This window comes from Chitinophaga sp., assembly GCF_035761305.1.
GTDB lineage: Bacteria > Bacteroidota > Bacteroidia > Chitinophagales > Chitinophagaceae > Chitinophaga.
In genome coordinates this window covers 42,254-58,574 of record NZ_DASTRI010000186.1, presented here as the reverse complement: position 1 = coordinate 58,574, position 16,321 = coordinate 42,254, and the positions used below count along the sequence as shown (strand labels likewise).

Genomic DNA, 16,321 nt, shown 5'->3' with positions numbered 1-16,321 from the left:
AAAGGAATGGATTTCTCTGCAATACTCGACAAGCTGATAACAGATATTGCGGCGCTGGCTAAGTCTACAGTAAAGAACTATGCAACGGCCGCTGTTACCGATGCCAAACAGTTCATACAGGAGTCGGAAGATAAGCTGAAGCGCTGGACCCTGCTGCTGGCCAATAAGCAGTTAACCACCGAAGACTTTGAGTGGCTGGTCATGAGCCAGAAAGACCTTGCGAAAATGGAAGCGCTTAAACAATCCGGCCTGGCCATGGCGCGTATAGACGCTTTTCGCCTGAGCATGCTGAACCTTATTATTGATACGGTTTTCAGCGCTGTTAAGATATAGCATCTTCCTGCAATGAATTTTTTTAGCGTTTACATCCAGTTAACTTTATATTTAACTTATTACCATTAACTTCCTGTGCGTAAACCCATATGCTATGGAATTTATGATCACCCATTACCAGATCTCTCCGCTGGTACATGGCATCCGGAAATGCCGGTTTATTTATGCCCTGGACGATGGCACCATTACAGTCGTATGTGTGAATGGCAGAAAGAAAATGCAGGATTTTCTTATCAATACCGGCGCTAAAGAGCTGGACGAGTTAGAGAGCATTTATGAAAAGGCCAATGAAATAAGGCGTATGCTCGGCCGTAAACCGGAAAGCATTCCGCAGGAAGCGGAGGAATAAATGCCCTCCCGGGTGGTGATGTTATGTTGAATATGCCTCAAAAGCCTCCAGGTACTTATCAATATAGGCTTGTTTGGTTTTAGCCCTGTACTGCATTACAAAGCGCGGATGCTCCAGGGGAACTATTTTTTCAAAAAAACGTTCCTTTTCATTCAGCTCCTGGAAAAAAGCGGCATTCTTGCCGGTGCCCAGGCAGTAACATACCTGTGTGCTAAGCAGGCCAAAATCCAGCTGCCGCTGCAGGCTGCTTACGATCAGGCTGTATACGGCATTGGTAAGGGCTTTGCTGTCGTAATAGTTATAGTTCACCACCTTATCCCGGCCATTGTCGGCTGTAAAACCCAGCGGGCATACAGCGCTGATGTAAAAGTCGTTGTAAAACGCCTGCACGCCGCCGTAAGCATGTATCATATCATACATGAACACCGATGACGGTTCATGCGTTTTAAACCCCTGTACCACAATGCCGCATTCCTCTGCCAAACGTTTGGTATCGCTGAAAGGCACACCTGTAACCCCGGCGCCCAGCCGGCCGGGATTAATGCCTATGATCAGCCGGCGGGTATGGGTATCGTCATAAAACTTTTTGTAAAACTGTTTCATAATAGCTGCGGTGGCAGGTTCCTTAAAAGGGTTCATAATCTGTATGCCGGCCGGCAGCTTACCCTTAAACTCCAGTGAGCAGTTAAATTGTACGACGTGATCCGCAAAAGTTTTCATGTTTAAAAATAGGCAATCGCCACATTAATTATTCATTATTCATTCTTAGTTATTAATTGTTAACTTAACTGTACAACAAAATCCCCTGACCATGCAAACCCTTATTAACCGAAGAAAATTCCTCCGCAGTACCACTGCCATTGCCACCGGCGTTACAGGCCTGGGCATGCTGCCCATGGGCGGATGGGCAGCGGGTATGCCTTTGGCAGCTGCCGCAGATGATGACCTGAATATTATCGGCCCCAAGCCCGGTTATGCGCCCCAGGTAGGCACCCTGGTATCAATGATGGACTGGATGCGCTCTGTAGTGCTGGCAGCTGTACAGGGTATGCAAACCGCCGACCTGGATTACCTGCACGATGCCCACGCCAATACTATTGGGGCCATGCTGCTGCACCTGGCGGCCACCGAGCGCTTTTACCAGGTACATACCTTTGAAGGTAAAAAGTGGGGCGACTGGAGCGATGCAGATAAAAAACGATGGTCCGCCGCCTCCATGCTGGGCGATGCAGGCCGCGCTGAAATTAAAGGCCATAACCTGGATTATTACCTGGAAGCATTGAAAGAAGTGCGGCAGCATACCCTGAACGAGTTTAAAAAACGGGATGATAAATGGCTCATGACCGTAGATAAAGAATGGCCCTGGGGCCCTACCAACAACTACTGCAAATGGTTTCATGTATGCGAGCATGAGTCGAACCATAACGGGCAAATCAAGTGGATCAAAGGCCGCCTGCCCGGCGCAAAAAGCAATAATGAATAACTAAGCCGTTCATTTTCCTATCTTGGCAAAAAAAATCATTCTTCATGGAAGCTGAATTAACGGCAGGCCTGGGCTCGCGGGTACAACACGCCCGTTATGGCCCCGGTGTTATTATTGGCGTAAAGTATGCGCAATACGTAGTTACCTTCATCAATAGCGGTATAGAGGAGATAGATAAAACCGATCCGCTGTTTGAAGTATTATATGCCGAAAACCAGACCACCGAGCTGGAAACCACCTCCGATGTGGAAAAATCGCTGCTGAAAATACTGCGCCTGTGGGGCGGCTTTTCAGAAGTAGTGCCATTGGGCGACCGCTGGAGCAAAGGCACCATGATACTGCAGCCGGCCGATCCTTCGCTGAAACCAAAAGAGGTGCCGCTGGAAGTGTTCTTCCACAAAATTGTGATGGTGCGCGACCGCCTGCGGGTGCTGGAACAACAGATCAACAGCCACAAGCTGCTGAGCGATGAGGATAAGGTGAACATGCAGCAATACATTACCCGCATGTACGGCTCCCTTACCACCTTCAATGTACTGTTCCGCGATAAGGAGCACTGGTTTACAGGCGAAAAGGGAGGCGAGTAAAGCAGTTAAAACACTGCTTTCAAATATTTTGCAGGATTGGCGGTATTAATATCCTGTTCAGGCCTGTTTGGACTGGCTGCCTTTACCGCAGAAAAAAAGCGCAAGGAAATTGGTACCAGGAAAGTGCCGGGCGCCGGCGTGCAAAATGTTGCAGTGCTGTTTATCGCCACTCCCTTTGCCTGGGTATTGACGGATAGCTTTCTGCTTTCAGCTTTAAGCCGGCCTTACCCCCATGGCCTTCATCAGCCTGAAATGCGATCTTACGGCCAGCATCATGGTAGGTATGCTGTGGTAAGGCAGCCCGTACTCCGCACATTTGGCTTTTACTATTTTGCTGATGGCCGGGTAGTGTACATGGCTGATGCGTGGAAACAAATGATGTTCTATCTGGTAATTCAACCCGCCGGCAAACCAGGAAATAATTTTGTTGCCGGGTGAGAAGTTGGCGGTTGTTTTTACCTGGTGAATAGCCCATTCGTTCTCTATCACTTTATCTTCCTGCGATACGGTTTCAAACTCGGTTTCCTCCACCACATGCGCCAGCTGGAATACAATGGAGAGGGTAAAGCCCAGTACAATGTGCATGGCTAAAAAGCCTGCCAGCCACCCCTGCCAGCCCACGCAAAGAATGGGTATCAGTATGTAAAACACCAGGTACAGCGCTTTGCTGGCCCAGAAAATAATGTGATCGTTCAGCTTCATCGGCTGCAGCGGCGTTCTGTACACCTTGCGGCTCAGGTATTTCATAAAATCCGTAAGAAATACCCACAGCAGTGAAGATGCGCTGTACACCAGCGGCAGATACAGGTGCTGTATACGGTGCGCCGGCGCCCAGGGCTGTGTGCTGCACTGGCGGATAACAGGGCTTTTGGCAATATCATCGTCCACCCCGTCTATATTCGTGTAGGTATGATGTATAACATTGTGCTTTTGTTTCCAGATAAAGGCGTTGCTGCCCAATGCATTCAGGGTAAGGCCCAACAGCTCATTTACCCAGGGTTTGCGGGAGTAGCTGCCATGGCAGGCATCGTGCATAACGTTAAATCCAATGCAGGCCAGCACAAAACCCAGCAGGCCGCTGAGCAGCAGCCCCGGCACCACCGGCATGCTTACAAACAGCAGCAGCAGGTATAATGCAATGGCGCCTGGTATAAGCACCACTGTTTTTATATACAGGCGGGTATTGCCCGTTTTCCGGATATTATTCTCTTTAAAATAGGTTTCAATAGCTGCTTTCAGCGATTGAAAGAAGTATGCATGCTTATTGTTGAAAGTAACTTTAGGCATATTGGCCTGTTGATTTATTATTCTCGCAAGTAAAAAAAACGTGGCAGTTGAAGATTGACTGAGAAGGAAGCAGCAGGCTAAAATACAAATCAGCTAATGTTTAAATGCCTATATCGTTGTAAAGGTACAAATTAAAATGTTAAATATATCACAACGCTGTTATCATCGTGTTATTTAATGAAATTCAGGGCGCCTGGCGGATAATATATTTGGTTTATTCAGTTCTGAGGGCTACCTTGCGTCTTTATAAGTTTTTTTAAATTACACAAATGAACACAAAATTTCAGGGAACTGTGAAGTTCTTTAACGAAACAAAAGGCTTTGGCTTCATTAAACATGATGAATCTAACAAAGAAACTTTTGTACACGTAAATGGTCTTATCCACGAGATCCAGGCCGATGACAGGGTTGAATTTGAGCTGCAGGAAGGCAGAAAAGGTATGAATGCTGTTAACGTTAGACGTATTGACTAATTTTCTTTTTTATACCTGTAAAAAAGGTCCCGGTACAACACCGGGACCTTTTTTTTTGCAATATGCACCCCGGTGCGCCTTATTTTATAGGCTCCCTGCTCACAAAAGGCGCCAGCTTTAGCCGTACATATTGCTGCAGCAGCACCGGGTAAATATTGTAAAGAATGTTGGTAAGCAGTATAACAAGGGCCCATATGAAGTGCTGCCGCACCAGGGCATACACGGTTATACAGGTGAAAAAGCAAAACAGCATATAATGAAAACGTTCGTACATATATGTTTTGCGGTAATGCAGCTGCGCTGCCTGCCGGGTATTGCCCACCACCTTATAATGCGGGTACCTGCGGCGTATGAGCCGGTTAATAACAGCGCCGTTTTGCGTAACCTGGTTTATCCAGTGTACCCCCAGCTGGTGATAAATGCGCGTATCATTGCTTAGCTGCAGCTTATTCAGCAGCCTGCGGGGCAGAAACAACACACAAATGCTTAATGCCCCGGAAATATATAACCACAACGGTTGCACGTAACTGTAACAGTATGCATAAATGGGGAACAGGTTGAGCACCGACCAGAACAAATTTGCCATGGCATTATACAGGGCAACCATTGACTTTACCCCGGCAGGATCTTTAGGATTAGCTATTACCATGAATACCAGGTTGGCATAACTACTCAAATATACATAATAGCCGGGGCAAATACCGGTAGCCTGCTATGTAAAAATGTGCCGGTTCACCTGGTCCAGCTCGTCCTGGTTAATGGTGTGGCCCATATGCTCATATACTTTCAGGGTTACGGCTGCATGCTTATCCTGCAGAATGTTGGCAGTGGCGTATACCCGCTCAACGGGCACATGCGTATCAGGATTGCTGCTGCCTATAAAAACAGGGGTGCCGTTAAAGTCGCCTTTATAGTTTTCAGGGTAAATACGGTCGCCGATAAGCCCGCCGGTAAAGGCTGCAGCGCCGCCGTAGCGGGTAGCATTCCGGGTAATAAATTCCAGCATCAGGCAGGCGCCCTGTGAAAATCCCAGGAAATAAAGCTGCGCCGCCGGTATGCCCTGCTGCTGCAGCTCGGTAGTTGCAGCTTGCAGCACCTGCAGGGCAGATGACAGCCAGGGTTCATTTTGCTCAGGCGGCGCCAGGAAAGAGTAGGGGTACCAGGTATGATTGGTAGCCTGCGGGGCCAGCAACGCAAAATCCTGCACCTCCAGGAGGGGCGCCAGGCCCAGGATGTCCTGCGCGCTGCCGCCCCGCCCGTGCACCATGATCAGCGCTTTTTTAGCGGTGCTCGCAGGGGTGCCTGCTGTGATAATATTTTTGGTGTGCATGATTATTTGTATTGATCAAATTTTAAGACTACCGGCGGCAGCTCTTTCAACAGTGTTTGCCGGCTGGGTTCAAACTGGGCAGGCAGCTTCAGCGCTTCTCCCAAATGCTCCAGCGGCTCATCTACTGCAAAGCCGGGGCCTGCGGTGGCCACTTCAAACAATACGCCGCCGGGTTCCCTGAAATAAATTGAGGTAAAATAGTTGCGGTCCAGCACCGGCGTGGCATTGATCATGCGTTGCAGGATCTTTTGCCTTACTTCCAGCTGTGAAGCGCTGTCCGGCGTGCTAAAGGCAATGTGATGCACGGTGCCGTTGCCGGGCAGGCCTTTCAGGCTGTCGGGCGAGCAAAGGATGTCGATATAATTGCCGGGTTTATCAGTGGCTGCGAAGCGGAAGCGGTTGCCTTTTTCCGCGATCAGCTTATGGTCCAGCTGTTCAGTAAGCAGGCCGGCGGTGCGTTCATAACCTTCTTCCCATATCTCTACATTATAAAAGCCCCTGATGGCATGTTCGGGAGGTATATGGCCATAGGTGAAGCCTTTACGGTCGTCGCGGTCGTTAAATACCAGCTCCAGCCCAAGGCCGTCGGGATCTTCAAAGTACACCACTGTTTCACCATCAAAACGTTCCTGCGGCGCTTTGTGGGCAATGCCAAAGCGTTTCAGCCTTTCCAGCCAGTAGGTGAGGGCAGCGGCGGGTACGGAAAAGGTGGTGGTGTTAAGCATGCCTTTGCCGTGGCGGCCATTCACCAGGCCGTGGCCGTAAGGGAAAAAGGTCATAATGCTGCCGGGATGGCCGGCTTCATCGCCATAGTAAAAATGGTATACATCCGGTGCATCAAAGTTTACCGTTTTCTTTACCAGGCGTACGCCCAGTATACCGGCATAAAAGTCTATATTTTTCTGTGCATCCCCGGCTATTGCGGTAACATGGTGGATGCCCGTAACTAACTGGCTCATATTATTTGATTTAAAGGGTTATAGCTTTTTATTGTTTTGTGAGGCTAGTGCGGCATGGATCTCATTATCCAGCAACCCGCTGCCGCCGCCATAGTGCCTTATCACAGGCACACCGGGCTGCAGCTGCTGCAGCTGCGCGGTAAGCGCTGCGCCTTCCTGTTCAGATATGCCGGCGCAAAGCAGCACCAGGTCAAACCTGGTTTCCCCGAAAGCAGCAATGGCAGCTGCCGCTGTGGTAACAGCGGTGCCACTACGATTTTCCGGTGCATTAAGCAGGCGGTCTATCACCGCCATAATATCGGGGTTGCGCCCCACCGCCAGTATATGTACCATAAAAGTGAATGAATAATGAATAATGAATAATGAATAGATTGCGTTTTGTTTGAACAAGCGGTTATTACCAATAAAGGAGCTGTTTGATTGCAGCTGCAACAACATTATACATGTACACACCGCCCTTATTATTAATTCTTAATTATTAATTATTAATTAACCTGGAGTGGCACATCCATGATCAGCAGCTCCGCCCCCGCGGTGTTGGCGGTAATGCTAAACGCCGCCGTATCTGCAATGCCCAGGCCGTCGCGCTCCTGCAGCGTTTGCCCATCTACTGTAAAGCTGCCTTTGATCACAAATACATAAGCGCCGTTGCCGGGCTTTTTAATATCGTAGGCAGTGGTAAAGCCTTCATCAAATGTGCCCAGGTGAAACCAGGCATCCTGGTACAACCAGGTACCGGCATCGTCCGGGTTGGGGGAGATAACCTGTTGCAGGCGGTTGTGGCGGTCTGCAGGGTTCAGCGTTACCTGGTCGTAGCGGGGTGTTACATTCAGCTTGTTGGGGAACAGCCATATCTGCAGAAATTTCACGGCCTTTGCCGGGTCACCGTTGTATTCGCTGTGGAATACGCCGCTGCCGGTGCTCATGATCTGCACATCGCCCTGGCGGATGGTTTTGGTGTGTCCCATATTATCTTTATGTTCCAGCACGCCTTCCAGCGGAATGCTCACAATTTCCATGTTATCATGCGGGTGGGCGCCAAAGCCTTTGCCGCCAGCCACCACATCATCATTCAATACGCGCAACGCGCCAAAATGTACCCTTTCCGGGTTGTAGTAACCTGCAAAGCTAAAGGTTTGCCGGCTGCTTAACCAGCCGTGCTCCGCCTGTCCGCGGGAAGCTGCTGTGTGTAAGGTATGTGTTGCCATAACTATAATTTGATAACACAAATGTCGGAAACGGAAAATTGCCAGGCATTGAAGTAGATTAAGAAAATGGGGTAATGCGCCTGTAGCAGGCCGAAACATTAAACCGCATAAAAGAGCAGTATGGCCGGTAGCGCTGCCTCAGATGCTCAATGGCCGCTGCCCGGTAACCGGCGTATCTTTATCCAGCAGCACACTGGCTAACAGTAATACAAATGCAATCAGCACCAGCCCGGCGCTTACGGCGTGGGAATATTCCCATTGCTGCCGCAGCTGCATCCAGCTGGCAGGCAGGTAGGCCCAGTTACGGGTGACCCGGTTAACAGGAAAGGTGAACGTAAAGAAATTGGTGAGCATGGCTACATAGCAGAGCAGCGCAGCCAGCGTGAGTTTGAACACAACGCCTTTTTCCTGCAGCAGCTTCAGAAAAGTTACAACCAGGGCGGCCAGCTGCAGCACGCCCAAGAACGCCCATCCACGGTATATCTGCTGCACAATGCCATAGTCCTGCCGGGCAAGCTGCATTTTCTGGTGCATTTCCAGTACATGCGCGGCCGACGGGGCCAGCACCAGTGCGCCAAATAACAGGCTGAGGAAAGCGATGGTTTTTTTCATGGCTGATGGTTTTGCGGTGTACCCGCAAATACTATGCATAAAGTAGGGAAGCAGCCACCGGCCATGCAGTGCAAAAGAAAAGCCAGTACAGTGTACTGGCTTAAACCCATATATTCCGGAAGCGGCATGCTGCCTGAGCTACAGTGGGCCACGGCTGTTGCCCCGGCGGCACGCCTTATTCAAGGAACCTCAGTTTGGCAATGTCTTCATCGGTGCGGTCGCCGTGGATCTGAATAGCTGAAAGCCCGGTTTCAATTTCGGCAAATTCATCAACCGTCAGCACTATGTTGGCCGCACCCAGGTTTTCCTTAATTCTCTCCAGCTTTCTTGAGCCGGGAATGGGCACTATAAAATCTTTCTTGTGCAGCATCCAGGCCAGCGAGATCTGCGCAGGCGTGGCGCCTTTTTCTGCTGCAACCCGGTTGATCAGGTCTACAAGCGGCTGATTGGCGGCTATATTGTCTTTGTTAAAGCGGGAGATGACCCTTCTGGCATCCAGCCCGGTATATTGGGTATCAGCATTGATTTTGCCGGATAAAAATCCGTTCGCCAAAGGAGAGAATGGTACGAACCCGATGCCCAGCGCTTCACAGGTTGGAATAACATCCTTTTCAAACCTGCGCGCCATAATAGAGTATTCACTTTGTATGGCGGTCAGTGGCGTTACCGCATGTGCGCGCCTGATTTCTGCCGCTGTTGCCTGTGATTGGCCCCAGCCAAGTATTTTTCCTTCCCTGATCAATTCGCCCATGCATCCTGCAATATCTTCAACAGGAATGTCTTTATTCACCCTGTGCTGGTAGTATAGTTCAACGTGGTCTGTGCGCAGTCTTCGTAATGAGCGCTCTAAATGCTCCCTGATATGACCTGATAAATTTTTCTTTGCATCCTCCGCCTCATTTTCTTCTATCATAAACTTTGTAGCAATAACAACCTTGTCGCGGACATGCTGCAGGGCTTCGCCAACAAGCGCTTCATTGGCTCCCATGGCATATCTTCCGGCAGTGTCAAAGAATGTACAGCCCAGGTCATAGGTTTGCTGAATAAGGCGGATGGCCTCATTTTTATCCGGAACAGGAATATACCCCTGGCTAAGTCCCATACAACCATACCCGATTGCAGATACTTCCAGCCCGTTTAATTTTCTTGTTTTCATGATGCTTGTATTTATAAGAATTTAAAGTGCAGGCCGGTCTTATGACCGCCTGCATTAAGTTTTATCAATACAAAGTTTCAATTAAACAGGGCTTACTTTTAAATGAGTATCAAACCAAAAAGTATGATTTTCAAACTTTCCTTTTCCTGAATGACAGGGGAGTGCTGCCGGTGATCCGTTTGAAGTAGTTATTAAAGTAGGTGGGGTATTCAAAGCCCAGGCCATAGGCAATATCCGCAATATTCCAGCTGGTGTGCTGCAAAAGGGTTTTGGCTTCTGCAGCTATACGTTCCGCTATGTGCACAGAGGTGGGTTTACCGGTGGCTTCCTTTACCGAGCGGTTAAGATAGTTAACATGTACAGAAAGCGCTTCGGCAAAATCCTGTGCGGTTCTTAACCGCAGCGGATCTCCGGTGCTCTCTATCGGAAACTGCCTTTCCAGCAATTCCATAAACAGGTAGGTGATCCTCATTGCCGCATTTTTTTGCGTGAGCACATTTTGTGACGGCTGCATGCTTAACGCTTCGTGGAGGATGAGCGCCAGGCAGTTCCTGAGCAGCTCATCTTTGTAGTGATAATCGCTGCGCTGCACAGCCATCATCTTTTGATAAAGGCCGGTCAGAAATGCCGCCTGCCCGCTGTTAACGCGAACCACAGGCGTACCGCCGGAACGGAATAACGGGGAGTTTTGCAAAATTTGCGCGTGTTCCCTGCCTGCAATAAAAGCTTCGGTAAAAAGGCAGGCATAGCCCTTCCTGTTCATGGAACGGTCAACAACAGCGTGGGGTATATTAGGGTTGGCGAAGAATAAGAAGGTATCATTTATTTCAATTGTTTGATCGCCATAATGAATGATCAGATCACCGGTTACCAGCACTATCTTATAAAAATCCCGCCTGCCGTAGGCATGCGAAGGCTTTAGCGCCGCAGAAATTTCCTGCACCTTAAAACCGCTCAGTTTTACATCGCCGGTACTGAACTTCGGAGCTGCAGATACTTGTTGGGTTGCCATGCGGCAAAATTAAGCAAATCAAACCTTTAGTGGAGTAGTGTTCCGGCAGGTGAATAGTCTTGCCGCATGATCTTTAGCCGGTGGCTGCACCGCAACCGGCGGGTGGTTGCGCCAGGCGGTTGCCCGTAATAATACCTGGTGTGGCCAGTAGCGGCGCTGCCGCCTTCCATTTATACTGCCGCAGTATGGAAAAGCCGCACTGAACTTTGGCGCTGAAAGCCATGTGGCGCTTGCTACAGGATGCAGGCAAAGAAAAAAGCCAGTGTAATAACACTGGCTTCAAATAATATATTTTTCAGAAAGCGCTTAAATTGCTTTAAGTATTTTCATGAAAGTATCTGCTTGTTCTTTGGTTTTAATAACCTGCCCCAGGGATGAGGTATTTCCTGAAGTTAAGGTGAACTTCAGGCCCTTTTTTCCAGAGGTTTTTGCCCTGGCTTTTAAGGCTTCCATTTCTTCTAATAACTTCTTGTTCATACCCAAATTTACTACTTTTTCCCGAATTTATCCACTCCTCCAAAAATATCAAAATTTAATTAAATCAAATTGAAAATGAAATAGTTATATAGTTTGTCGGAAGGCAGGTGCTCTTCCCTGGCAATTAACCGCGGGATAGCGATAATGTGTTCGGCGTCAACAGGAAAGTCCTGGTCTTCATCTTTTGTTTTTCTTAAAATCCGTACAAAATAGTTAACGCCGTATATCTTAAAGTACCGCGATAGATAATCAAAGTTGTTTTGTATACACCGGTAATACATATATGCCCGCGCGTTATTGGAGCCGTCAATGCCAACATATTTGCCCGGTTTTTCCAATAAAAAGGTCATCCCCGCGAAGATAATGGTAGAGAAGGCCCTGGAATGGTCCGCATGGGCAAGTTTCGCCTTATCATCAATTTGCCCGTCCACAATAGGCCCGAATGCAAGATTATATACATTCGGCAGCAGGGGATGCATTCCGTCATTGATCTGGATGCCCAGTTGAACATTAGACCCATCTTTTAATACAGTCGTAAAGCTGCTGGTACTTAGGTCTTCATTGACTTCATCAAGCTCATAGCGATGGTCAAAGTTGATTTTTACGTTTAATGCCATGCTGTTATAATACGCTATGTTGGGGGCTCACAATTACTCCGGAGGGTTGTATAAAGCAGGATTAACCCGAAGTTGTTTAATGCTCCTCGCAACGTGGATTATTTAATGGTTGTTTTTTCAAATATAGCTTTTATCCGGTAAACCGGAAAAATGCGTTGCGCGGGTGCATGGCCGTTCTCAGATAAATGTTCTTGTTCCGCTTAAGCTTTCACGGAACTGCCTGGGTGTGCAGCTCTTCTTCTTTTTGAACAGGCGGTTAAAGTTGGAGATATTGTTAAACCCGCACTTGTATGATATTTCAGCTACTGCATGGCTGGTGTTCACCAGCAGGCGGCAGGCATGGCCCAGGCGTATTTCGTTCAGGCTGTCGATAAATGTATTGCCGGTACATTTTTTTATAAAACGGCTGAAAGATACTTCCGTCATGTTTACCAGCCTGGCCACATCTGTAAGGCTGATAGCCTTGTCATAATTATTATTCATGTACTCGAACGCCTTTTCAATGCGCCGGCTGTTGTGGTTGAACAATCCTTTATGAAAGGTGGTGTCCGACAGCGTGCGCATGTTGCGCGAAATAGAAAGATCGTGCAGGATAGACATCAGCTCCAGCACAGAGTCAAAGCCCGCCTTTTGGTTAAGGGTTAACAAACGGGGCGTCAGCTGCTTAATGGTTTCAGGAGAGAACAGGATGCCGTTCGCCGCTTTTTCAAACATGACCCGCATAAAGCTTAGCTGGTTCTTGCGCAGCAGCTTGTCATCAAACAGGTCGCGGTGGAACTGTATCGTGATTTCTGTGATCTCCCTGCTTTTGCATTCATGTGTAAACCAGCCGTGGTTCAGGTTAGGGCCTACCATCACCAGCTCTTCTGCCTCAATGCTGTCAATGTGGTCGCCTACAATGCGCTGCGCGCCTTTGGCATTCAGTATCAGGTTCAGCTCAAACTCTTCATGATAATGGAGGGGGAAATCAAATTTCTGCTTGGTGCGGGCAAATATCATAAAGCAGTCGCTCTGCGTAAGCGGGGTTATTTCCCGCAGGATATTGCTGTTGATGACGGCGTTATTCATAACGATGGAGCTTGGATAGTCAAATATAGGAGATAAAATAATACCATTATAGCAGGTTACCGTACAAATTTATCAAGCGCACTGTTTACAGGTTATTCAGGTGAGGAATGTTGCTACACTTTTTTAATAATAGCTCATTATGATTATAAGAAGATAAAAAAGTATAGATAGTGAGTGCCTATTAAGATTAGTTTTGGCTCAAATTCTTTCGTTATGAAACTGCTACAAAAAGTTTCCACCTGCAGCATTGTACTGTTGCTGTATGGCCTATCCCTTGCTGCGCAAAGCAGAACCGTTACCGGCGTTATTACGGATGATAAGAACAATCCCTTACCCGGAGCCACCATACGCGTGAAAAACACGCAGGTAGCTGCTGTAGCCGACAACAGCGGGAAATACAAATTACAGGTGCCCGAAGGCGCTGCAACGCTGCAAATTTCCTTCACCGGTATGGAACCGCAGGAGATACCCGTTCAGCAGCGTAGCACCATTAACGTTAGCCTGCATACATCCAGCACCAGTTTAACGGATGTTGTGGTAGTAGGCTATGGCCTTGTGAAAAAGCGCGACCTTACCGGTTCCGTTGCCTCCATTAAGGGATCGGAGATCACCAAATCGGCCGTTAGCTCGCTTGAACAGGGCCTGCAGGGCCGTATTGCCGGCGTGGCCGTTTCACAGAATGATGCTGCCCCCGGCGGCGGCATCAGCGTACAGGTACGCGGTACCAGCACGCTGCTGGGCAGCGCAGAGCCTTTGTACGTAATAGACGGCGTGCCGGTGGCCAATGCCCGCGCTTCCATTACCCAAATGGGACCACAGGAGCCTAACCACGATATTCTTACCAACACCAACGTATTGTCGTCTATATCACCAGCCGATATTGAATCTATTGAAGTGCTGAAAGATGCTTCCGCCACGGCCATTTACGGTTCCCGCGGCGCCAATGGCGTGGTGCTTATCACTACCAAAAAAGGCAAAGCAGGCAAAGGACGTATTACCTTTAATACCTCGCAGGGCATTGCCACGGTTACCAAAAAGCTGGATATGCTCAATGCCTGGCAGTATGCGGAGTATGTGAATGAAGCCTACAAAAATGCGGGATTTTCCGACGCTGATCTGCCTTACAGCGGCGCCAACGGCAAGCTGTCACCCGAACAGATACGCCAGAACTTTGGCGACGGCATCGACTGGCAGGATGCCATTTACCGTACCGCGCATATACAGAACTATGAGCTGGGCGTATCGGGCGGCAATGAAAAGAACACCTATGCTGTAATGGGTAACTACCTGGTGCAGGAAGGCGTTATCAAAGGTTCGCAGTATAAGCGTGGGGGCGTACGCGTTAACCTCGACAACCAGGTGCTGGACCGCGTAAAAACTTCCACCAACCTGTCGCTCACCCGCTCTGCCAACGCGCTGGTGCGCACCTCGGCCACTACAGCCGGCCTGGAAGGCGGTATTGTAAGGGGCGCGCTTAACTATCAGCCTGTTCCTTATTACACCGTAGATAGCAATAACCAGGTACATGTGGTGGATTATAAAACAGACCGCACGGTATCGCAGGACATCTTTAACCGCTTTGGCGCCAATCCTTTGCGGTATACCGATGAGGTGCTGGCCAAACAAACCATCACCTCCGGCTTCGGCGGCTTTAATGCTTATGTGGATATTGCCAAAGGCCTTATGTTCCAGGCGCGTTTAGGCGCCAACTACTTCGAGCAGCTGAACGAAACCTATTATCCCCGCACCGTGTCGGAAGGCCGCGCTACCAACGGCAAAGCCATTGTAAGCAACAGCAGCTACACCAGCATACTTACCGAAAACCTGCTTACCTACAAACATGAGATAAACAAACACCGCTTTGACTTCCTCGGCGGGTTTTCCTATGAGCGCAGCATGAGCCGTTACCGCACATCAGAGTCGCGCAACTTCCCCGACGATAAGCTGGGCTACTATCGCCTGCAGGACGGGCTTTCCACCGCGCCTACCAATTCCGGCACGCAGCAGTGGCAGCTGGCCTCCTTTATTGGCCGCGCCAACTATAACTATGCGGATAAATACCTGTTTACCTACACCTTCCGTGCCGACGGCTCCTCGCGCTTGGCCGAAGGCAAAAAGTGGGATTACTTCCATTCCGTAGCCCTGGCCTGGCGCATGAGTGAGGAAGCATTTATAAAAGACATGAACGTGTTTTCCGACCTCAAACTGCGCCTGAGCTACGGCGAGTCAGGCAACCAGGCTATCAGCCCTTATGCCTCCAAAGGCGTGCTGTCAGGCGTAATAGCCAACATGGCCAACCAGGTGGTGTCCGGGGTAGATGAAACCACGCTACCCAATAAAGACCTGGGCTGGGAGCATAGCGGCCAGTATAACATAGGGCTGGATGCTGCCTTTGCCAACCGTTTCAACTTTACCGTGAACGTGTACCAGCGTAACACGCGCGACCTGCTGCAGCAAATCACCCTGCCGCCTACCAGCGGCTATGCCAACCTGGCCATTAATGCCGGCAGCGTGCGTAACAGGGGCATTGAGCTGGAACTGGGCAGCAATGTGTTTGACGGTGATTTTAAATGGAACATAGCCGCCAACTTTTCCGTGAACCGTAACAAAATCACAGACCTGGGCAACGTGCAGGAACAATTTGCCGACCGCCTGGGCGCCGGCTATGGGCTGGATGTAAAACCTTTTATACAAAAGGTAGGGCTGCCCATAGGCGCTGTATACGGCTATGAGGCAGACGGCATTTTCCAGAACCAGAAAGAGGTGGACGAGTACATTGCCATACAGGCCGACGCCAAAGTAGGGCAAACCCGCTTTAAAGACCGCAACGGCGATGGCGCCATCAATGACCTGGACCGCACCGTGATAGGCGATATTAACCCCGACTATACCTGGGGCTTTACCAATAACCTGCGCTTTAAGAACTTTGACCTGAGCATACTGCTCACCGGCGTGCACGGCAACGATGTGCTCAACAGCAACCTGCTGAACTTTTACACCCTCAACGGCTCCGGCAACATACCCAGGTATGTGTACGACGGTATCTGGAGGGGAGAGGGCACCAGCACCACCATCATACAGGCCAACCAGGGCAATACCACTGCCACCCGCTTTTCTGCCCTGTTCCTGGAAGACGGCTCCTATGTAAGGATCAAGAATGTGCAGCTGGGGTATAACTTCCCGCGCATCAAAGGCATCTCCAGCCTGCGGGTATACCTGAATGCCGTGAACCTGGCCACTTTTACCAAATACAAAGGCTATGATCCCGAAGTAAGCGCCTTCGAAAATGCCAACATGCGCGGCGTAGACCTGGGCAACTATCCGCAGTCGCGCACACTGAGTGTAGGCGTAAACGTAGGCCTGTAACATT

The 16,321-nt window shown here is 49.3% G+C and carries 20 protein-coding genes; 6 read left to right on the top strand and 14 right to left on the bottom strand.

The annotated features are described in order from the left end of the window. Positions 1–6 precede the first annotated feature (6 nt). Positions 7–333 carry a hypothetical protein gene (locus VFS25_RS16160; RefSeq protein WP_326463204.1) on the top strand — a complete coding sequence of 109 codons (327 nt, stop codon included), beginning with the start codon at positions 7–9 and terminating at the stop codon, positions 331–333. Positions 334–427: 94 nt separating this feature from the next. Beyond that, a complete protein-coding gene (locus VFS25_RS16155; protein ID WP_326463203.1) occupies positions 428–682 on the top strand; it encodes a hypothetical protein in 255 nt (84 codons plus the stop codon). 21 nt (positions 683–703) lie between these two features. Here VFS25_RS16155 and VFS25_RS16150 read toward each other — a convergent pair whose 3' ends face one another. Further along, complete coding sequence (locus tag VFS25_RS16150; RefSeq protein WP_326463202.1) at positions 704–1,402, bottom strand: uracil-DNA glycosylase family protein; 699 nt, start codon at positions 1,400–1,402, stop codon at positions 704–706. A gap of 91 nt (positions 1,403–1,493) precedes the next feature. Here VFS25_RS16150 and VFS25_RS16145 point away from each other — a divergent pair, with 91 nt between their 5' ends. Both VFS25_RS16145 and VFS25_RS16140 read left to right on the top strand, forming a co-directional pair. Then, positions 1,494–2,165 carry a DinB family protein gene (locus VFS25_RS16145; protein ID WP_326463201.1) on the top strand — a complete coding sequence of 224 codons (672 nt, stop codon included), beginning with the start codon at positions 1,494–1,496 and terminating at the stop codon, positions 2,163–2,165. Positions 2,166–2,209: 44 nt separating this feature from the next. Next, positions 2,210–2,752, top strand: coding sequence for a hypothetical protein (locus VFS25_RS16140; protein WP_326463200.1), 543 nt, complete (start codon positions 2,210–2,212; stop codon positions 2,750–2,752). A 213-nt stretch (positions 2,753–2,965) separates the two neighbouring features. Here the strand turns inward: VFS25_RS16140 and VFS25_RS16135 are convergent, their stop codons facing one another. Further along, complete coding sequence (locus VFS25_RS16135) at positions 2,966–4,039, bottom strand: acyl-CoA desaturase (protein ID WP_326463199.1); 1,074 nt, start codon at positions 4,037–4,039, stop codon at positions 2,966–2,968. A gap of 269 nt (positions 4,040–4,308) precedes the next feature. On the opposite strand from VFS25_RS16135, the gene VFS25_RS16130 reads away from it, so the two are divergent. Further along, complete coding sequence (locus VFS25_RS16130; RefSeq protein WP_145716217.1) at positions 4,309–4,512, top strand: cold-shock protein; 204 nt, start codon at positions 4,309–4,311, stop codon at positions 4,510–4,512. 79 nt (positions 4,513–4,591) lie between these two features. Here VFS25_RS16130 and VFS25_RS16125 read toward each other — a convergent pair whose 3' ends face one another. The 12 genes from VFS25_RS16125 to VFS25_RS16070 form a co-directional block, all read right to left on the bottom strand. Continuing rightward, complete coding sequence (locus VFS25_RS16125) at positions 4,592–5,188, bottom strand: hypothetical protein (protein WP_326463198.1); 597 nt, start codon at positions 5,186–5,188, stop codon at positions 4,592–4,594. 36 nt (positions 5,189–5,224) lie between these two features. Beyond that, positions 5,225–5,842 carry an alpha/beta hydrolase gene (locus VFS25_RS16120; protein WP_326463197.1) on the bottom strand — a complete coding sequence of 206 codons (618 nt, stop codon included), beginning with the start codon at positions 5,840–5,842 and terminating at the stop codon, positions 5,225–5,227. A 2-nt stretch (positions 5,843–5,844) separates the two neighbouring features. After that, positions 5,845–6,801, bottom strand: a complete 957-nt coding sequence (locus tag VFS25_RS16115) for a ring-cleaving dioxygenase (protein ID WP_326463196.1) — start codon at positions 6,799–6,801, stop codon at positions 5,845–5,847. 18 nt (positions 6,802–6,819) lie between these two features. Next, positions 6,820–7,134 carry a hypothetical protein gene (locus tag VFS25_RS16110; protein WP_326463195.1) on the bottom strand — a complete coding sequence of 105 codons (315 nt, stop codon included), beginning with the start codon at positions 7,132–7,134 and terminating at the stop codon, positions 6,820–6,822. A 152-nt stretch (positions 7,135–7,286) separates the two neighbouring features. Next, positions 7,287–8,009, bottom strand: a complete 723-nt coding sequence (locus VFS25_RS16105) for a pirin family protein (protein WP_326463194.1) — start codon at positions 8,007–8,009, stop codon at positions 7,287–7,289. 138 nt (positions 8,010–8,147) lie between these two features. Beyond that, complete coding sequence (locus VFS25_RS16100) at positions 8,148–8,621, bottom strand: hypothetical protein (protein WP_326463193.1); 474 nt, start codon at positions 8,619–8,621, stop codon at positions 8,148–8,150. Positions 8,622–8,796: 175 nt separating this feature from the next. After that, complete coding sequence (locus VFS25_RS16095; RefSeq protein ID WP_326463192.1) at positions 8,797–9,777, bottom strand: aldo/keto reductase; 981 nt, start codon at positions 9,775–9,777, stop codon at positions 8,797–8,799. A 130-nt stretch (positions 9,778–9,907) separates the two neighbouring features. Then, positions 9,908–10,789, bottom strand: a complete 882-nt coding sequence (locus tag VFS25_RS16090; RefSeq protein ID WP_326463191.1) for a helix-turn-helix domain-containing protein — start codon at positions 10,787–10,789, stop codon at positions 9,908–9,910. Between the two features lie 73 nt (positions 10,790–10,862). Then, positions 10,863–11,072 carry a hypothetical protein gene (locus VFS25_RS16085; RefSeq protein WP_326463190.1) on the bottom strand — a complete coding sequence of 70 codons (210 nt, stop codon included), beginning with the start codon at positions 11,070–11,072 and terminating at the stop codon, positions 10,863–10,865. 23 nt (positions 11,073–11,095) lie between these two features. Then, the gene (locus VFS25_RS16080) at positions 11,096–11,266 is read right to left on the bottom strand and encodes a hypothetical protein (protein WP_326463189.1); all 171 of its coding nucleotides are present in this window, start codon (positions 11,264–11,266) and stop codon (positions 11,096–11,098) included. Positions 11,267–11,325: 59 nt separating this feature from the next. Continuing rightward, complete coding sequence (locus tag VFS25_RS16075; RefSeq protein ID WP_326463188.1) at positions 11,326–11,883, bottom strand: DUF6934 family protein; 558 nt, start codon at positions 11,881–11,883, stop codon at positions 11,326–11,328. 177 nt (positions 11,884–12,060) lie between these two features. Further along, positions 12,061–12,951: an AraC family transcriptional regulator gene (locus VFS25_RS16070; RefSeq protein WP_326463187.1), complete on the bottom strand. Its 891-nt coding sequence runs from the start codon at positions 12,949–12,951 to the stop codon at positions 12,061–12,063. A 213-nt stretch (positions 12,952–13,164) separates the two neighbouring features. On the opposite strand from VFS25_RS16070, the gene VFS25_RS16065 reads away from it, so the two are divergent. Further along, positions 13,165–16,317: a TonB-dependent receptor gene (locus VFS25_RS16065; protein WP_326463186.1), complete on the top strand. Its 3,153-nt coding sequence runs from the start codon at positions 13,165–13,167 to the stop codon at positions 16,315–16,317. Positions 16,318–16,321 lie beyond the last annotated feature (4 nt).